The sequence below is a fragment of the Streptomyces sp. NPDC048018 genome (genome assembly GCF_043202995.1).
Classification (GTDB): Bacteria; Actinomycetota; Actinomycetes; order Streptomycetales; family Streptomycetaceae; genus Streptomyces.
The window spans coordinates 588794-603091 of the sequence record NZ_JBIDBK010000001.1 but is presented as its reverse complement, the minus strand read 5'-3'; the positions used below and the strand labels follow the sequence as shown (position 1 = coordinate 603091).

15 protein-coding genes and 1 pseudogene are annotated in these 14298 nt (G+C 75.3%); 9 read left to right on the top strand and 7 right to left on the bottom strand.

The window, feature by feature from the left end:
* Positions 1–221 precede the first annotated feature (221 nt).
* Complete coding sequence (locus ACGF1Z_RS02740) at positions 222–1379, top strand: molybdopterin-dependent oxidoreductase (protein ID WP_392999138.1); 1158 nt, start codon at positions 222–224, stop codon at positions 1377–1379.
* A complete protein-coding gene (locus tag ACGF1Z_RS02735) occupies positions 1376–1798 on the top strand; it encodes a hypothetical protein (protein WP_392999136.1) in 423 nt (140 codons plus the stop codon). The genes ACGF1Z_RS02740 and ACGF1Z_RS02735 overlap by 4 nt, the downstream gene beginning before the upstream one ends.
* Here ACGF1Z_RS02735 and ACGF1Z_RS02730 read toward each other — a convergent pair.
* Genes ACGF1Z_RS02730 through ACGF1Z_RS02720 form a run of 3 tightly spaced genes read right to left on the bottom strand, consistent with a single transcriptional unit; the run spans position 1771 to position 3772 of the window.
* Positions 1771–2436, bottom strand: coding sequence for a methyltransferase domain-containing protein (locus ACGF1Z_RS02730; RefSeq protein ID WP_392999134.1), 666 nt, complete (start codon positions 2434–2436; stop codon positions 1771–1773). The two genes, ACGF1Z_RS02735 and ACGF1Z_RS02730, sit on opposite strands and share 28 nt — an antisense overlap.
* Positions 2433–3068, bottom strand: coding sequence for a DUF2064 domain-containing protein (locus tag ACGF1Z_RS02725; RefSeq protein WP_392999132.1), 636 nt, complete (start codon positions 3066–3068; stop codon positions 2433–2435). The genes ACGF1Z_RS02730 and ACGF1Z_RS02725 overlap by 4 nt, the downstream gene beginning before the upstream one ends.
* Entirely contained in the window at positions 3065–3772 is a 708-nt protein-coding gene (locus ACGF1Z_RS02720) for a glycosyltransferase family 2 protein (protein ID WP_393000284.1), read from the bottom strand. Before ACGF1Z_RS02720 ends, ACGF1Z_RS02725 begins: the two co-directional genes overlap by 4 nt.
* Before the next feature lie 133 nt (positions 3773–3905).
* Here ACGF1Z_RS02720 and ACGF1Z_RS02715 point away from each other — a divergent pair, with 133 nt between their 5' ends.
* Together ACGF1Z_RS02715 and ACGF1Z_RS02710 are read left to right on the top strand one after the other, a co-directional pair.
* Entirely contained in the window at positions 3906–4643 is a 738-nt protein-coding gene (locus ACGF1Z_RS02715) for a response regulator transcription factor (RefSeq protein WP_392999130.1), read from the top strand.
* On the top strand, positions 4640–5764 hold the full coding sequence (locus tag ACGF1Z_RS02710; protein WP_392999128.1) for a sensor histidine kinase: 1125 nt from the start codon (positions 4640–4642) through the stop codon (positions 5762–5764). The genes ACGF1Z_RS02715 and ACGF1Z_RS02710 overlap by 4 nt, the downstream gene beginning before the upstream one ends.
* Before the next feature lie 491 nt (positions 5765–6255).
* Here ACGF1Z_RS02710 and ACGF1Z_RS02705 read toward each other — a convergent pair whose 3' ends face one another.
* A complete protein-coding gene (locus tag ACGF1Z_RS02705; RefSeq protein WP_392999126.1) occupies positions 6256–7314 on the bottom strand; it encodes an NAD-dependent epimerase/dehydratase family protein in 1059 nt (352 codons plus the stop codon).
* Between the two features lie 220 nt (positions 7315–7534).
* On the opposite strand from ACGF1Z_RS02705, the gene ACGF1Z_RS02700 reads away from it, so the two are divergent.
* On the top strand, positions 7535–8098 hold the full coding sequence (locus ACGF1Z_RS02700; RefSeq protein WP_392999124.1) for a DM13 domain-containing protein: 564 nt from the start codon (positions 7535–7537) through the stop codon (positions 8096–8098).
* Between the two features lie 652 nt (positions 8099–8750).
* Entirely contained in the window at positions 8751–9032 is a 282-nt protein-coding gene (locus tag ACGF1Z_RS02695; protein ID WP_392999122.1) for a hypothetical protein, read from the top strand.
* Positions 9033–9162: 130 nt separating this feature from the next.
* On the opposite strand, the gene ACGF1Z_RS02690 is transcribed toward ACGF1Z_RS02695, so the two are convergent.
* The gene (locus ACGF1Z_RS02690) at positions 9163–10482 is read right to left on the bottom strand and encodes an amidohydrolase (protein WP_393000282.1); all 1320 of its coding nucleotides are present in this window, start codon (positions 10480–10482) and stop codon (positions 9163–9165) included.
* Between the two features lie 432 nt (positions 10483–10914).
* Here ACGF1Z_RS02690 and ACGF1Z_RS02685 point away from each other — a divergent pair, with 432 nt between their 5' ends.
* Positions 10915–11448, top strand: coding sequence for a hypothetical protein (locus tag ACGF1Z_RS02685; RefSeq protein ID WP_392999120.1), 534 nt, complete (start codon positions 10915–10917; stop codon positions 11446–11448).
* 101 nt (positions 11449–11549) lie between these two features.
* Here ACGF1Z_RS02685 and ACGF1Z_RS02680 read toward each other — a convergent pair.
* Positions 11550–11713: pseudogene (locus ACGF1Z_RS02680) on the bottom strand (DNA cytosine methyltransferase); the annotation flags it as partial.
* Positions 11714–11910: 197 nt separating this feature from the next.
* On the opposite strand from ACGF1Z_RS02680, the gene ACGF1Z_RS02675 reads away from it, so the two are divergent.
* Positions 11911–12645 carry a GNAT family N-acetyltransferase gene (locus ACGF1Z_RS02675; protein ID WP_392999118.1) on the top strand — a complete coding sequence of 245 codons (735 nt, stop codon included), beginning with the start codon at positions 11911–11913 and terminating at the stop codon, positions 12643–12645.
* 200 nt (positions 12646–12845) lie between these two features.
* Here ACGF1Z_RS02675 and ACGF1Z_RS02670 read toward each other — a convergent pair whose 3' ends face one another.
* A complete protein-coding gene (locus ACGF1Z_RS02670; RefSeq protein WP_393000280.1) occupies positions 12846–13538 on the bottom strand; it encodes a GntR family transcriptional regulator in 693 nt (230 codons plus the stop codon).
* A 169-nt stretch (positions 13539–13707) separates the two neighbouring features.
* Between ACGF1Z_RS02670 and ACGF1Z_RS02665 the strand changes: the two genes are divergently transcribed.
* The gene (locus ACGF1Z_RS02665) at positions 13708–14163 is read left to right on the top strand and encodes a DUF5990 family protein (protein ID WP_392999116.1); all 456 of its coding nucleotides are present in this window, start codon (positions 13708–13710) and stop codon (positions 14161–14163) included.
* The last annotated feature ends 135 nt before the right edge of the window (positions 14164–14298 follow it).

Below are 14298 nucleotides of genomic sequence, written 5' to 3'. Positions count from 1 at the left end.
GGCACCGCCCGCGGGCGCCCGGGGGGCGACCCGGCGGGGCGTTCGGGTTTCGTAAGGACTGGGGAGCGGGGGCGTGGGCGCCGTCGTGCCGGCGCCCGGTGCGCGGTGGGCAGCCGGGGGCGGCGGTTCGGCGCTCCCCGCCGCGCCGTTCGGGTTTCGTAAGGTGTCGGACGCCCCGTGCAGCGCCGCGCGGCGGTGTCATGGTCGGTATGACTTCACCCATGCCCCGACGGCCGCGATGGGCGCCGCCGGCCTTCCGGCCCCCTGCCTTCTCCGGGCGTCTGCACGACGCGCGCACGGCGACCGCCGTCGGACGGTGGCTGGGCGCCGCCTTCGCGGTGTGCTTCGTGACCGGGCTCGTCAGCCACTACCTGCAGCACCCGCCGGGATGGCTCGCCGACCTCCTACCGCCCCGGCCGGTGTGGGGCTACCGGCTCAGCCAGGGCCTGCACGTCGCCACCGGGCTGGCGGCGATCGTGCTGCTGCCGGTCAAGCTGTGGGCGGTGTATCCGCGGCTCTTCGTGTGGCCACCGGTCCGGTCCGTGCGGCACGCCCTCGAACGCCTCTCCGTCGCGGTCCTCGTGGCGGCCGCCGTCTTCCAGGTGTTCAGCGGACTGCTCAACATCGCCGAGTGGTACCCCTGGCCGTTCTCCTTCGTCCCGGTGCACTTCGCCGTCGCCTGGATCGCCGCCGGTTCGATCCTGTTGCACATCGCCGTCAAGGCCCCCGAGATCAGGGCCCATTGGGGACGCCTGTCGCCCGGCACGCGCGAACTGCCCGCCGAGGACGTCCGCGACCGCCGGTCGCTGCTGCTCGGCGTGGGCGCCGCCGTCGGCGTCGTCACGGTGACCACGGCCGGGCAGGCCCTCACCCCGCTGAAGGCGCTCGACCTGCTCGCCCCACGGCATCCGGACCACGGTCCCCAGGGCCTGCCGGTGAACCGGACCGCCGCCGCGGCCGGAGTGTCCGGGCGTGCCCTGGCGGACTGGCGGCTCGAGGTCGTCGGCCCCCGCCCCCGCACGCTCACGCTCGACGCGCTGCGTGCCATGCCGCAGACCCGGGTCCGGCTGCCGATCGCCTGCGTCGAGGGCTGGAGCGTCGCGGCCGACTGGGCCGGGATCCGCGTGCGCGACCTGATCCGGCTGGCCGGCGGCCGGCCCGGGACGGACGCGCTGCGCGTCACCTCGCTGGAGGCGAGCGGTGCCTACCGGGTCATGGAGATGGGCGCCGGCTACGCCGACGATCCCCTCACCCTCCTCGCCCTCACCCTGAACGGGCGGACGCTCTCCCTGGACCACGGCTTCCCGGCCCGGATCATCGCGCCGAACCGTCCCGGCGTGCTGCAGACCAAGTGGGTCCACCGCCTGGAGGTGCTGTGAGGAACGCGAACGTGCTGCGGTACGTGCTCGGCGGTGCGGGACTCGCCCTGACCGGCATCGGGGCCTGGCAGCTGGCCGTCCTGCCCCATGCCCCGGCGGTGCCGCTCTGGCTGGCCGGAGCCGTCGTCCTGCACGACGGTGTGATCGCGCCGCTGGTGCTCGCCGTCGGGCTGCTCGTCGCCGCCCGCCCCGCTCGCGGCGTACTGCGGGGCGCCCTCATCGTCATGGGCGGCGTCACCCTGGTGACGCTGCCGCTGCTGGTACGCCCTGGGGAGCCGCCGAACCCGTCCGCGCTGCCCCTCCCGTACGGCCGGAACCTCGCCGTCGTCCTCGCGGCCGTGGCCGTGACGGCGGGTGCGCTCCTCCTCGTCCGGCGGCGCCGGGCGCGGCCTCAGCCGCGCGACGCGGACGACGCCTGAGGTATCAGCGCGACGAACGGGCGCCCGCCGAGGGCCCACCGCTCCGAGACCGCCCACCCGGCGCGTTCCGCGTGGGCGGTCAAGGCGCGGACACCGACGCGGGCCCACGAGAACGGGGCGCCCAGCCCGCCGCGGCCGTCGTCCACCCGCACCGCGCACCGCTCGTCCACGTCCGGCGGCGCGCATTCGACGAGGACCGTCCCGGTCGGGGACACGACCTGGCGCAGCCGCCGGAGCAGGGCGGCGGGGTCGCCGCCGATGCCGATGTTGCCGTCGATCAGCAGCGCGGTGTCCCAACGGCCCTCCGCGGGAAGCGGATCGAACACCGACCGGCACAGGGCCGTGCCGCCGAGCCGTACGGTGTGGGCCACCGCCTCCGGACTGATGTCGATGCCCATCGCCCGCCCACCCCCGGCGGCGAGGGCGGCGACCAGCCGCCCGGGGCCGCAGCCGATGTCGAGGACCGCGCCGCGGCAGCGGTCCAGGACGGAACGGTCGGCCCGGTCGGGAGCCTCGCACCAGCGTTCCACCTCCAGAGGAAGCAGCCAGCCGTCGTCGCGCCGCAGGAAGAGCGGACCGCGGCCCGTCCGGAGGGCGTCGTTGTACGGATCGGCGCGCCACGCCGTCGTCGCCGTCACCGGCCCGTGCCCGCAGGGGTCGCGGTCAGGGCCGCGTGCCGTGCGGCGAAGCGGGTGGCCGGCGCCTCGGCCGCCACCCGCCGCGCGTCGTCGGCGGTGTCCACGTCCCGCAGCACGGGCAGCGTGCCGACGCGCAACCCGGCCGCGCGCAGCCGCTCCCGCTGGACGGCGCCCGTGTCGGGCCGCGACATCGGCACGCCGAGCAGCAGGGCCGGATCGGGCCGGGCGAGACCGAGGGCCCAGAAGCCTCCGTCCGCGGCGGGCCCGAACCACGCGTCGTACGACTCCCAGCACAGGGCCGGTGCCAGCAGGTCGGGGGTGATCTGCGGGGTGTCCATGCCGACGAGCAGGGCCGGCCGTCCGTGGCTGACGGCGAAGGCCGCCGCGAGCCGTGCGTCGAGCCCACCGGCCGTCTGCGGGACGACCTCGAAACCGGGCGGCAGCCAGGGCCCCGGCTCACCCTCCAGGACGAGCACGTGCCGTGCGGCGGGAACCCGCCGCACGACCGCGAGGGTGTCGGCGAGGGCGGCCTCGGCCAGGGAGGCTGCCTCCCCGGGGCTGAAGGGCGGCGTCAGGCGGGTCTTCACCCGGCCGGGGACCGGCTGCTTCGCGATGACGAGGAGCGAGGTCACGGGCGGAACCCGCCTTCGGGAGAGACGGCGGCCTCGGGCCCCCGTACGATCGCCGGCTCGTCGAGCACCGTGCGCATGTCGTGCACGGCCTGCCACGTCCCCTTCCACGTGCCGGTCACCTTGGAACGGCCGGCCCGGGGCAGATACGGCACGTCGGTCTCCCGCACCCGCCAGCCCGCGTCCGCGGCACGGACGACCATCTGCAGCGGGTATCCGCTGCGCCGGTCGGTCAGGCCGAGACCGAGGAGCCCCTCACGCCGGGCCGCACGCATCGGGCCGAGGTCCCGCAGCCGCAGCCCGGTCCGGCGGCGCAGCAGTCGCGCGAGGGCGAGGTTGCCGGCCCGGGCGTGAACGGGCCAGGCGCCCCGCCGGGTGGGGCGGCGCCGCCCGAGGACGAGGTCGGCCGAGCCGTCGGCGACGGGGGCGACCAGGCCGGGCAGCAGTCCTGGGTCCAGGCTGGCGTCGCAGTCGCAGAAGCAGACGAACTCGGCGTCCGCGGCGAGCAGCCCGGCGTGGCTGGCCGCACCGAAGCCGCGCCGCGGCTCGTGCACCACGGTCGCGCCGAGCTCGGCCGCGAGGTCGGGGGAACCGTCGGTGGAGCCGTTGTCGACGACGATCGCCCGCCAGCCGGCGGGGACCCGCGCCAGGACCCAGGGCAGGGCCTCGGCCTCGTCGAGACAGGGGAGGACGACGTCTACGGTCATGGGGATCACAGGTCCCACCGTAGGAATCGGAAGGCGGCCGGAGGCCCCGGAAGACCTTACGAAACGCGGACGTCGCGTTTCGTACCCCGATCGGCCGTGACCGTCGCCCCGTCCGGATGCGACGCTGTGCGGCATGAGCGAGAGCAGCGGCGGACCGGCGACCCCGGCCCGGATCCTGGTGGTGGACGACGACCCGACGGTCGCCGAGGTGGTCACCGGCTACCTGGAGCGGAGCGGATTCGCCGTCGAGCACGCCGCCGACGGCCACGACGCCCTGCGGCGGGCCGGAGACCGGCGGCCGGACCTGGTCGTCCTCGACCTGATGCTGCCGGGACCGGACGGCCTGGAGGTGTGCCGGCGGCTGCGGGCCGCCGGCCCGGTGCCGGTGATCATGCTGACCGCCCGGGGTGACGAGGAGGACCGGATCACCGGCCTCGAGGTCGGCGCGGACGACTACGTGACCAAGCCGTTCAGCCCGCGCGAACTGGTGCTCCGCGTCGAGTCCGTCCTCCGCCGGAGCCGCGCCGCGCCCCCGGGGAGGCCCGCCCCGGCCCCGCTGCGGGCGGGCCCGCTCGCCATCGACCCGGCGACCCGCAGGGTCACCCGCGCGGGAGTCGAACTCGCCCTGACGCTCCGCGAGTTCGACCTCCTGGCGTACTTCCTGGAACATCCCGGCACCGCCCACACCCGGGAGGAGCTGATGCGCCGCGTCTGGGGCTGGGACTTCGGCGACCTGTCGACCGTCACGGTGCACGTACGCCGACTGCGGTCGAAGATCGAGGACGACCCGGCCCGACCCTCGCTGATCCGCACCGTGTGGGGCGTCGGCTACCGCTTCGAGCCCGGACCGGAAGAGGACCCCACGCCATGAAGGACGTCCTGCTCATCGCCGCCTTCGCGCTCGCCGGGGCGCTGTGTGCCGCCCTGGCCGGAGCGGTCGTGCTGCGCCTGGTGCGCCGTCGCTCGGTCGCGGTCTCGCTGACCGTCGTCGCGGCCGTCACCGTGACGGCCATGCTCGCCGGGACGCTCGCCGTCGCCCAGGCGATGTTCCTGTCCGCGCACGACCTGTGGGTGGTGACCGTCGTCGTCGCGATGGCCGCCCTCGTCTCGCTCGGCACCGCCCTCGTGCTCGGCCGGTGGGTGGTCGCCCGCAGCCGCGCCCTCGCCCGGGCCGCCCGCGACTTCGGCGACGGCGGCAGCTTCTCGGCGCCCGACGGCACCGGCACCGCCGAACTCGCGGCCCTCACCCGCGAACTGGCCGCCACCAGTGCCAAACTCGACGCCTCGCGCAGTCGCGAACGCGCGCTGGAGGCGTCCCGCCGCGAGCTGGTCGCCTGGATCTCCCACGACCTGCGCACCCCGCTGGCCGGACTGCGGGCGATGGCCGAGGCCCTGGAGGACGGCATGGCCGCCGACCCGGCCCGCTACCACCGCCAGATGCGCACGGAGGTCGAACGCCTCACCGCGATGGTCACCGACCTCTTCGAGCTCTCCCGCATCCACGCCGGTGCGCTGACCCTCGCCCCGAGTCGCATGTCGGTGTACGACCTGGTCGGCGACGCCCTGAGCGGCGCCGACGCGCTCGCCCGCGAGCAGGGCGTACGCCTGGTGGGGGAGGGCGTCGAGGCCGTGCCGGTCGAGGTCGACGGCAAGGAGATGACGCGGGTCCTGGCCAACCTCCTGGTCAACGCGATCCGCCACACCCCGGCCGACGGCACCGTCGCGGTGGCCGCCCGCCGCCTCGACGGCGCCGTGGTCCTGTCCGTCACCGACGGCTGCGGCGGCATCCCCGACGAGGACCTGCCCCGGGTCTTCGACACCGGCTGGCGAGGTTCCGAGGCCCGCACCCCACCCGGCGCCGGCCTCGGCCTCGCCATCGTCCGCGGCATCGTCGAAGCCCACGCGGGCAGCACCGAGGTCCACAACGTCCCGGGCGGCTGCCGCTTCGACGTGACGCTCCCCACGGCCGGCCGGCTCGTCCTCGGCAGCTGACCGCCGCCCCGTTCGGATAACGGGGCGGATGTGGGGTGGGTGATCCCGGCGCGGCCGGTGACGCGGGGCGGCCGCTGCGGCGGAACCCCGGGGCGGGCGTCGCGCCGGGGGACGTGCCGTGCGGGCCGGTCGCTCCGACGTGGCGGGGTGGCGCGGGGTGGTTATACCTACGGGGCTGGGACGGGTGCCGGGCAGGCCGGTGGCTCCGGGGGGAGCCGTTTGGGGCCCCGCCGCAGTGCGGGCCGGTGGCTGGGCGGGACGTGCCGTGCGGGTCGGTCGCTCCTCCCGGGGGAGTCGCCTGGGGACCCGCCGTGCGGCCTGTCGCCGCAGGGATTCCCGTCGTACTGCTTCCCCCGACGCGCCGCTTCCCGCTGCTGTCGCTTCCCCGGCGCGTCCCCTCACTGCCGTCCCGAGGACCGCTGTCGCGCGCCCTCGCCGCCGTACGGCGGGCTCGCGCCGGCGTCCCGACGCGAGCCTCACCCCTCCGCCCCTCAGGCCGCCGCCGGCGCCCGCTGCCCGGCCCGCGCGAACTCCGCCATGCCCTCGGCGAAGCCCACCTCCGGGCGCCAGCCGAGGTCGCGCCGCAGCCGGGCCGAGTCGGCCGTGATGTGCCGGACGTCCTCCAGACGGAACTCGCCCGTCACGACCGGCACGGGGCCGCCGTGCGCCCGCGCCAGCTCCGTCGCCATCTCGCCCACGGTGTGCGGGTGTCCGCTGCCGGTGTTGTACGGCGTGAGCGCGCCGGCCGGGAAGGCGCCGACGGCCTCCAGGGCGAGGACGTTGGCCGCGGCCACGTCGCGCACGTGGACGAAGTCCCGGCGCTGGCCGCCGTCCTCGAACACGCGGGGGGCCTCCCCACGGGCCAGGGCCGAGCGGAACAGGGAGGCCACGCCGGCGTACGGGGTGTCGCGGGGCATGCCGGGCCCGTAGACGTTGTGGTAGCGCAGTGACACCGCCGTTCCCCCCACGGCTCGTGCCCACGCCGCCGCCAGGTGCTCCTGGGCGAGCTTGGTCGTGGCGTACACGTTGCGGGGATCGGTCGGTGCCTCCTCGCCGACCGCTCCGGGGGTCAGGTCGGCGCCGCAGTCGGGGCAGCGCGGTTCGAAGCGGCCCGCGGCGAGGTCGCCGGGAAGGCGGGGGCCGGGCCGGACGAGGCCGTGCCGTGGGCACTCGTAGCGTCCCTCGCCGTACACGACCATCGAGCCCGCGAGCACGAGCCGGCGCACCCCGGCCTCCGCCATCTGCGCGAGAAGGGTCGCCGTGCCGAGGTCGTTGCAGCCGACGTACGCGGGCGCGTCGGCGAAGTCCTTGCCGAGGCCGACCATGGCCGCCTGGTGGCAGACCGCGTCGACGCCCGCCAGTACCGCCCGCACGGCGGCGGCGTCGCGCACGTCCCCGTGGGTGAAGGGGGCCGCGGGCGGCTCCGGGGCGGCGGCGTGCGCGCTCGGCAGCAACGCGTCGAGGACGACGGGCTCGTGCCCCGCGGACAACAGGGCCGTGACGATGTGCGAGCCGACGAAGCCGGCTCCTCCGGTGACGAGTACGCGCATGAGGGGCACGCTAGGGACATCCCCCGCCCCGGTGGGCCCGGCCGCGCCGCGCGTAAGACTTCCGTCATTCTTACGGCGCCGCGAGCGCCGCGCCGCGACGCGCTCCGCCGCCATCGCCGGGCGCCGTAAGGGTTTCGTCATCCCGTGGCGCCTTCCGGAGCGCCACGTCCGCGCGTTGGATGAGACCTCGGAAGCCGATGCCGAGATCAGGGGGAGTGCCGTGGAACGCCGCGGAAGGAAGCTGTGGGGGGCCGTCGTCGTGGCGACGGTGCTCGTCGCGGCGGGACTGGTCTGGTTCAGGCCCTGGGCCCTGTGGATCGACGAGACGGTGCACGACGCGCTCCCCGGCAGTCCCGTCGTGGCGTCCGCGCCCCCGGTCACGTCCACGAGTGGCCCGGCACCGGGCCCCGCCTCCGCCGCACCGGCCGCCCCCACCGTCGTCGCGCGCGGGACCTTCGTCAGCCACGAGCACACGACGACCGGCACGGTGAAGGTCGTCCGCCTCGCCGACGGGAGCCACGTGCTGCGCATCGAGGGCCTGGACACCAGCAACGGGCCCGACCTGCGCGTCTGGTTGAGCGACGCTGCGGTCGAGGAGGGGATCGGGGGATGGCGCGTCTTCGACGAGGGGCGGTACCTGAACCTGTCCCGGCTCAAGGGCAACAAGGGTGACCAGAACTACCCGCTGCCCGCCGGCGTCGACTGGGCCGCCTATCCGAGCGTCAGCATCTGGTGCGACCGCTTCGACGTGTCCTTCGGCGCGGCCGCCCTCGACCGCACCTGACGTCGCCCCCTCGACCGGGCGCGGCCGACCGCGGACCCGGCCGCGTACGGCTCGGCTCCGGTCCCGGCGCGAGGACCACGACGTACGCCCGGGACAGCAGCGGCCCGCCGGGACAGCAGCGGCCCGAGCCGCGCGCGGCCCTCCACGGGCCGGCCCGGTCCACTCCGTCCGCACAGCAGGTCGTCGACGAACTCCCGTCGCACCGCCTCCTCCTGGCGCCCCGCCGACCGCCGGACGACCCGCTCGTATCGCTCGGCCAAGGCGTCCACCGGCTGCTCCACCGCCGCGACCGGGTACCGGTGGGCCGGGCAGGGCGGCGGACCGGCGGGTCTCCCGCGCCGCTGACAGAGGCGCGCGCGGCCGCAGGCCGCAACGGGGAAGCCGGGCCTGGGCCGCGTCCCCGGCCTCACGGGGCGTGGGGGTGCGATCACGAGGGGCGTCTGCCTAGCCTGTTCGTACACGCCCGTCGAGGCGTCGCCGGGGCCGCGGAGGCCCCCGCTGGTCCGCCCGCCCGCGACCTGTCGGGAGTTCCTGCCCGACACGCCCCGTGGAAGGATGCATGCAGCACGTTTCTCCCGATACTTGGTGAGCCGCCTGTCCTGACCTCCCCGCCACGTGGCGGGATCCACCGCGCGGCCGGAAGGAGATCGTCATGCTCATCAGTCACGCCTTCGAGGACGGCGTTCTGCACGTGTCGCTCCTGCGCGACCTCGACGTCACCAGCCGGGCCGCGGCGTTCCTGGAGACCGAGGCCCTCCTCCACTCGCACCGGCCGCGGCTGGTCCGGGTGCAGCTCCCCACCGCCGACCCGTCGCCCGCCTCCCTCAGCGCGCTGTCCCGCGCCCGGCGGCTCTGCGAGGCGCTCGGCATCCCGCTCACCGTCGTCGGTCCCGTGAAGGCCCCGAGCCGCCCGCCCCACCCGACGGCTGCGTAGGGCGGGACGGGCGGGCTCGGCAGTGCCCCGCCCGGGGACGTCCTCCGCCCGGGGCCGGGGCGGCCGAGGTCGCTTCCTGCCCAGGGCCGGGGCGGCGGCGTTGCTGCGGCCGCCGGGGCCCCGGGGTCGCTCAGGCGAGGAACTCGCCGTCTCGGGCCACCACGCGTCCGCCGTGCACGACCAGGTCGCGCTGGGGCATGTCCACCACGACCTGGGGCAGGCACTCGCCCCGCACGAGGACGAAGTCGGCCGGCGCCCCGGCCGTGAAGTCGGCGTGCGGGAGGTGCATGACGTCCGCGCCGCCGTGCGCGGCCACGCGGTAGCACTCGGCGAGCTCCTCGTCGAGGCGGATGTCGGTCACCCAGCCCAGGATGTGCGCGCGGTGCAGCATGTCCGCGTCGCCGAACGGGCTCCACGAGTCGCGCACCCCGTCCGAGCCCAGCCCCACGCGCACGCCGTGCTCGCGCAGCCTGGCGATCGGGAGCACGAGCGAGTCGGACGGCGCGACGGTCGTCAGCGCGATGTCGAGCTCGCCCAGGCCGGCCGCGAGGGCACCGAGTTCGGCGTCCGACAGGGCGGGCAGGCAGAAGACGTGGCTCACCGTGACCCTGCCCGCGAGGCCCAGGGCGCGCGTTCGGTCGATGATGCCGCGCAGCGTCGTGACGCCGTTGGCGCCCCGGTCGTGCAGGTGGATGTCCAGGCCGACGCCGTGGCGCTCCGCGATGCCGAAGACGACATCGAGCTGCTCGTCCGGCGCCTGGTCGAAACCGATCGGGTCGATGCCGCCGATCATGTCGACGCCCCCGGTGCGCGCCGCCTCCTCCAGGAGCCGCGCCGTACCCGGGGTGCGGATCACACCGTGCTGGGGGAAGGCCACGATCTGGACGTCGAGGGCGTGACGCAGCCGCTCACGGGCCTCGTTGAGGCCCTGCACGCCCGCCAGGCCAAAGGCCGGGGCCACGTCGGCGTGCGCCCGCATGGCCCGGGTGCCGCGGGCGACGGCGTGGGACATCAGGCCGTACGCGCGCTCCGCGACCGGGCGGCGCCGGCTGCGGAACAGCTCCGCGTCCTGGGCGACGTAGTCGGCGATGGTGCTCGCGGGCTTCCGCGACACCCAGGAACCGCCCCAGGTCGTCTTGTCGGGGTGGATGTGCGCGTCCACGAGCGACGGCAGGGCGATCCGCCCGCCGCCCTCGACGACCTTCGCGCCCCGGGGGGCCGGTCCTTCGGCGATGCGGCCGTCGACCACCACGAGGTCCTGGGCCCGCGCCACGCCGAAGGGGCGCACCTGGCGGAAGACGACCGCCCGGGCCGCCCGCCGCTCGGCGCCCTGCACCGCGGCGGTGGAGGAGGCGCCCCCGGCGCCGGCCGGGACCGAGGCCTGGGCGGGTGTGGCGGACGGGGCCACGGCGGCCGCGGTCCCGGCGAGTGCCGCCGCGCCGGCCAGCATGGTGCGCCGCGACAGGGGCCCGGCGGCGGAGGGGGAGGCGGACGGGGCGGGAGCGTGCACGGGGTCTCCTCGGGTGCGGCGGACGGGTGAGGGGGAGCGGAGCGCCGGAGGGAGCCGTCAAGCAGGGCGCGCCAAACAGGGGGCTCGTCAGGCCGGGACCATGACTCCCGCTCCCCATTTTGTATACCAAGCACGCCAGGACGAACAAGGACTCCGCATCGCTGTGGGGATATGTCGGGCTGGAGTAGAGGATCGCCGCTCACTCGGTATACAAAGGCTCCTGCGGCGGGTCGGCTCGGCCCCCACAGGTTCACGCGGCCCTCCGCAGTCCCAGGCGGCACCGTGTGGCTGGAGATGCCATGGTCTGGGCCGCTCAGGCCCAGCGACGGCGAAGCGTTCGGGCTGGTCAGCATCGCCTGGCACGATGCCAGGATGAGCCCGATACCAGAGCTGACACAGGGGACCCTGACCGCACGCGGCTTCCGCGGCTTCGTGCCGTTCCGTGAACTGCCCGGCAGCAAGGTCCCTACCGGGCACGGAATCTACGTGGTGATCCGCGCGGACACCGCACCTCCGTCGTTCCTCCCCACCAGCCCTGCCGGGCACCTCAAGGGCCGCGACCCGTCCGTGTCCGCAGAGAAGCTCGGCGATGCCTGGGTGGACGGGGCGACGGTCGTGTACATCGGCAAGGCGGCGGGTCGGAACGGGCTGAACCAGAGGCTTGGCGACTACCGCCGACACGGTCTCGGTCTGCTGGCCGGCCACTGGGGCGGCCGCTACATCTGGCAGCTGGCCGACTCGGACGCACTGCTCGTCGCCTGGCGGCTGATGACCGGGGACGACCCGGGTGAAGCCGAGCAGGACCTGGTCGACGAGTTCAAACAACTCCACGGAGGGGCCCTGCCCTTCGCCAACCTCAGGAACAACGCCCGAAAGGGTACGGCGACAGACACCTGCCTCAACTGAGACGTCGTTGCTTCAGACGACGTCATGACTGGTGTCGGCTCGGTGCTCGGGGCCGGGGATGGCTGAACGCCACCCTGAGGCGCCCTTCGATCAGAGGATCGTTCTGCCGCGAGGAGGGACCGCTCGTCCCGGCAGGAGGCCAGGGGCTTCTCACGGGTGTCCCGGGTCGGTGGCCGGCGGCAAGGCCGGCGACAGCCTGTCAGGCGAGAGGCTGGTCCATCAGCCCAAGACGCTTGCCCGCCATGCTCCGCGCCTGGCATGGCGGTTCCCTGCCACGTTCTGCGTGTCGAGTCTTTCCCTGAATCTCGCTCGGGACGGAGACGCGCTTCTTGGGCTGGAGGGTGGACTTGTTGGTGAGCCTGGCGCCCACGGGCGCCAGGCTCGGGTGGGGCTGCGCGAGCTGGTCGTGCCGGGGGCCGATTTTCCCGGTGTGCGGCGATCTTGGGGTGGCAGGATCACGACATGAGCGTTGATCCGTTGTTGATCCGTGCCCGTGGCCTGTGGGAGATGTTGGCCGCCGCGCCCGTCTCGTTCGCGCCGTCCGGCGGTGTGACGGTGGTCGCTTCGCCCGCCTCGGGGCTCTGTCCACCCTCTTGGGCGGGCATGGTGGTGCTGGGTGACGCGGCGATCGTCACCGCTCCGACGGAGGCCGCCGCGCGAGCGATGCGGTGTGCCGTGGCCAAGGTGCCGGCGGAATCGCTCGCTGAGGCCGACGTGGTCCGGACGATCCTGCCCGTTGCCGAGGTACTCGGCCCGGCCACCTTGGGATACGCGTCCTCGGACGACTTCCGCCCCGCGGCGGCCGGTGCGGCCATCGAGGCCTTGACTCCCGGGCATCGAGAGCTCCACGAGTTGGTGAGATCGGCAGGGCTGAAGGATGCCGACGAGAGCGGGATGGAGGAGATCACCTCTCCTGCCTTCATCGTCCGCGAGGGAGCCGACGTGGCAGCCGCGGCCGGGTACCAGACGTGGTCGGCCGCGACCGCGCACATCAGCGTGCTGACGGCCCCGCACCACCGGGGCCGCGGACTTGCCCGGCAGGTCGCTTCCGCAGCGGTGGCGCATGCGCTCGCCGCGGACCTGATGCCTCAGTGGCGGGCTCGGCCGGTGGAATCCCGCAGGGTCGCGGCCGCCCTCGGCTTTCGGGAGTTGGGGACACAGCTGAGCGTTCGTCTCGACCAGGACAGGCTCGCCTAGGACGGTTGCCGGCCCTCAGGTCACCGTCACCTTCTGCTCAATGTGGTGACCGGGACGTCGGTGGGCCGGCCGATGCCGAGTCGGCAGGACACGCGCCCTGGGCGATCCACCGCCGGGTACTCACACCATCCCGAACGGCCGAATCGTCACACCCGTCGCGGCCGGCCAGGGACCGTCGACAAAAGCCTGGTTACGAGCTCTCAGGCCTCGCCGAAGAGCGTGCGCAAGGCCACCGCCCTGCTGTCGCGTACGTGCAGGAGCGTGCTCGCGGCTGCGGCCTCCGCGTCGCCGGCCGCGATGTGCCGGTGCATCTCCGTGTGCTGGGCCCGCATGTGCGCGGGTTCCGCGCGCAGGCCGAAGAGGAGACGCAGCTGCCAGCTCAGCTGCTCCATGGTCCGCGCGAGCAGCGGATTGCCGGCCATGACCACGACACCCTCGTGGAACTCCGTGTGCGCGGCCACCTCACGCGTCCCCTCGTCCTCCGCGGCCGCCGACTCCGCCTGCCGCAGGCTCGCCTCCAGGCGGGCGAGCCCCTCGACGTCCCCGGCCGCGACCGCCCGCGCCGCGAGCCGCGACGCCTGTACGGCGAGCGGCTCCCACACCTCGTACAGATGCTCCACGTCGGCGCGTTCCAGCCGGCGCACGCGGACACCGCTGTGCGGCAGCAGTTCGAGGAGCCCCTCGGCGACCAGCGCGCGCAGCGCCTCGCGCACCGGGACGCGGGACATGTTCAGCTCCTCGGCGACCTCCCGCTCGACCAGCCGTGCACCCTGCGCGTACCGCCGGTCGACGATCCGCTGCAGCACGGCCTCGCGCGCCTGCGCGCTCAGCGAGGGGGCGCCGCCGCCCGAGCGCTCACCGCCGCCCGGCGCCGCCGCACCGCCGTCCGGCACCGCCACGCCCCCGACGTCCGCCACCCGCTTCGACCTCTTCACGTCCACTTCCGTCCCTCGCCGCGCATGCCCGCCGAGAATACGTCCGCCCGGCGGCGCCCACCGCCCGACGGAAGCGCCCCCGCGCCCGGCACCCGCGCCCTCCCGGGCGCCGGGGCAGGATGGGGACATGCAGATCCGGATCGAAGCGTTCGACCTCCCCGGCCGCTCCTGCGCCCCGGCACCCGGATTCCCCGGCTACGACGGCATCCACGTCGCCGTCCAGCGCCGCGGCCGCCCTGCCGAACTGCTCGACCCGCACCCCGGCGACGCGCCCTCGGCCGCCTGGACGCTGGAGTGCACGGCGATCCCGACCGCCGACGGCATCGACTTCCGCGGCCCCTACCTCCAGGGCCGGCCCGCCGCGCGGTTCGTCTACCTGTCCTGGGTCGCGATCGGCCCCGGCGGGGACCCGGCACTCTTCCGCCGGGCCAAGCTCATGCTCGACGCCGTTCCGGACGACGTCGCCCGGGCCGCCGCCGGCTCCGGCCGGCTGCTCGCCCGGCTCGGCCTCACCGACCCCGGGGGCCGGCCGTTGTGCGCCGCCGTCCGGCCGCCCCGGGTGACGTGGTCCGCGCCGCGGTGACCCCTACCGGGCGAGGCGTGCGCTGCCGGCCGCCGGGCTGCCCGACGAGCCGAACCCTGTGGTGACCCGATCGCCCAGCGCCCGGGACCCGCCCCTTCGACGAGGGTCCCGCACCGGGACGGCCGGAGCCGGTGC

Coding starts and splice junctions, on each gene's coding strand:
- ACGF1Z_RS02740 (WP_392999138.1), top strand. CDS start 222: ATGCCCCGACGGCCGCGATGGGCGCCGCCGGCCTTCCGGCCCCCTGCC.
- ACGF1Z_RS02720 (WP_393000284.1), bottom strand. CDS start 3,772: ATGACCGTAGACGTCGTCCTCCCCTGTCTCGACGAGGCCGAGGCCCTG.
- ACGF1Z_RS02715 (WP_392999130.1), top strand. CDS start 3,906: ATGAGCGAGAGCAGCGGCGGACCGGCGACCCCGGCCCGGATCCTGGTG.
- ACGF1Z_RS02710 (WP_392999128.1), top strand. CDS start 4,640: ATGAAGGACGTCCTGCTCATCGCCGCCTTCGCGCTCGCCGGGGCGCTG.
- ACGF1Z_RS02705 (WP_392999126.1), bottom strand. CDS start 7,314: ATGCGCGTACTCGTCACCGGAGGAGCCGGCTTCGTCGGCTCGCACATC.
- ACGF1Z_RS02695 (WP_392999122.1), top strand. CDS start 8,751: ATGCTCATCAGTCACGCCTTCGAGGACGGCGTTCTGCACGTGTCGCTC.
- ACGF1Z_RS02690 (WP_393000282.1), bottom strand. CDS start 10,482: ATGCTGGCCGGCGCGGCGGCACTCGCCGGGACCGCGGCCGCCGTGGCC.
- ACGF1Z_RS02685 (WP_392999120.1), top strand. CDS start 10,915: ATGAGCCCGATACCAGAGCTGACACAGGGGACCCTGACCGCACGCGGC.
- ACGF1Z_RS02675 (WP_392999118.1), top strand. CDS start 11,911: ATGAGCGTTGATCCGTTGTTGATCCGTGCCCGTGGCCTGTGGGAGATG.
- ACGF1Z_RS02665 (WP_392999116.1), top strand. CDS start 13,708: ATGCAGATCCGGATCGAAGCGTTCGACCTCCCCGGCCGCTCCTGCGCC.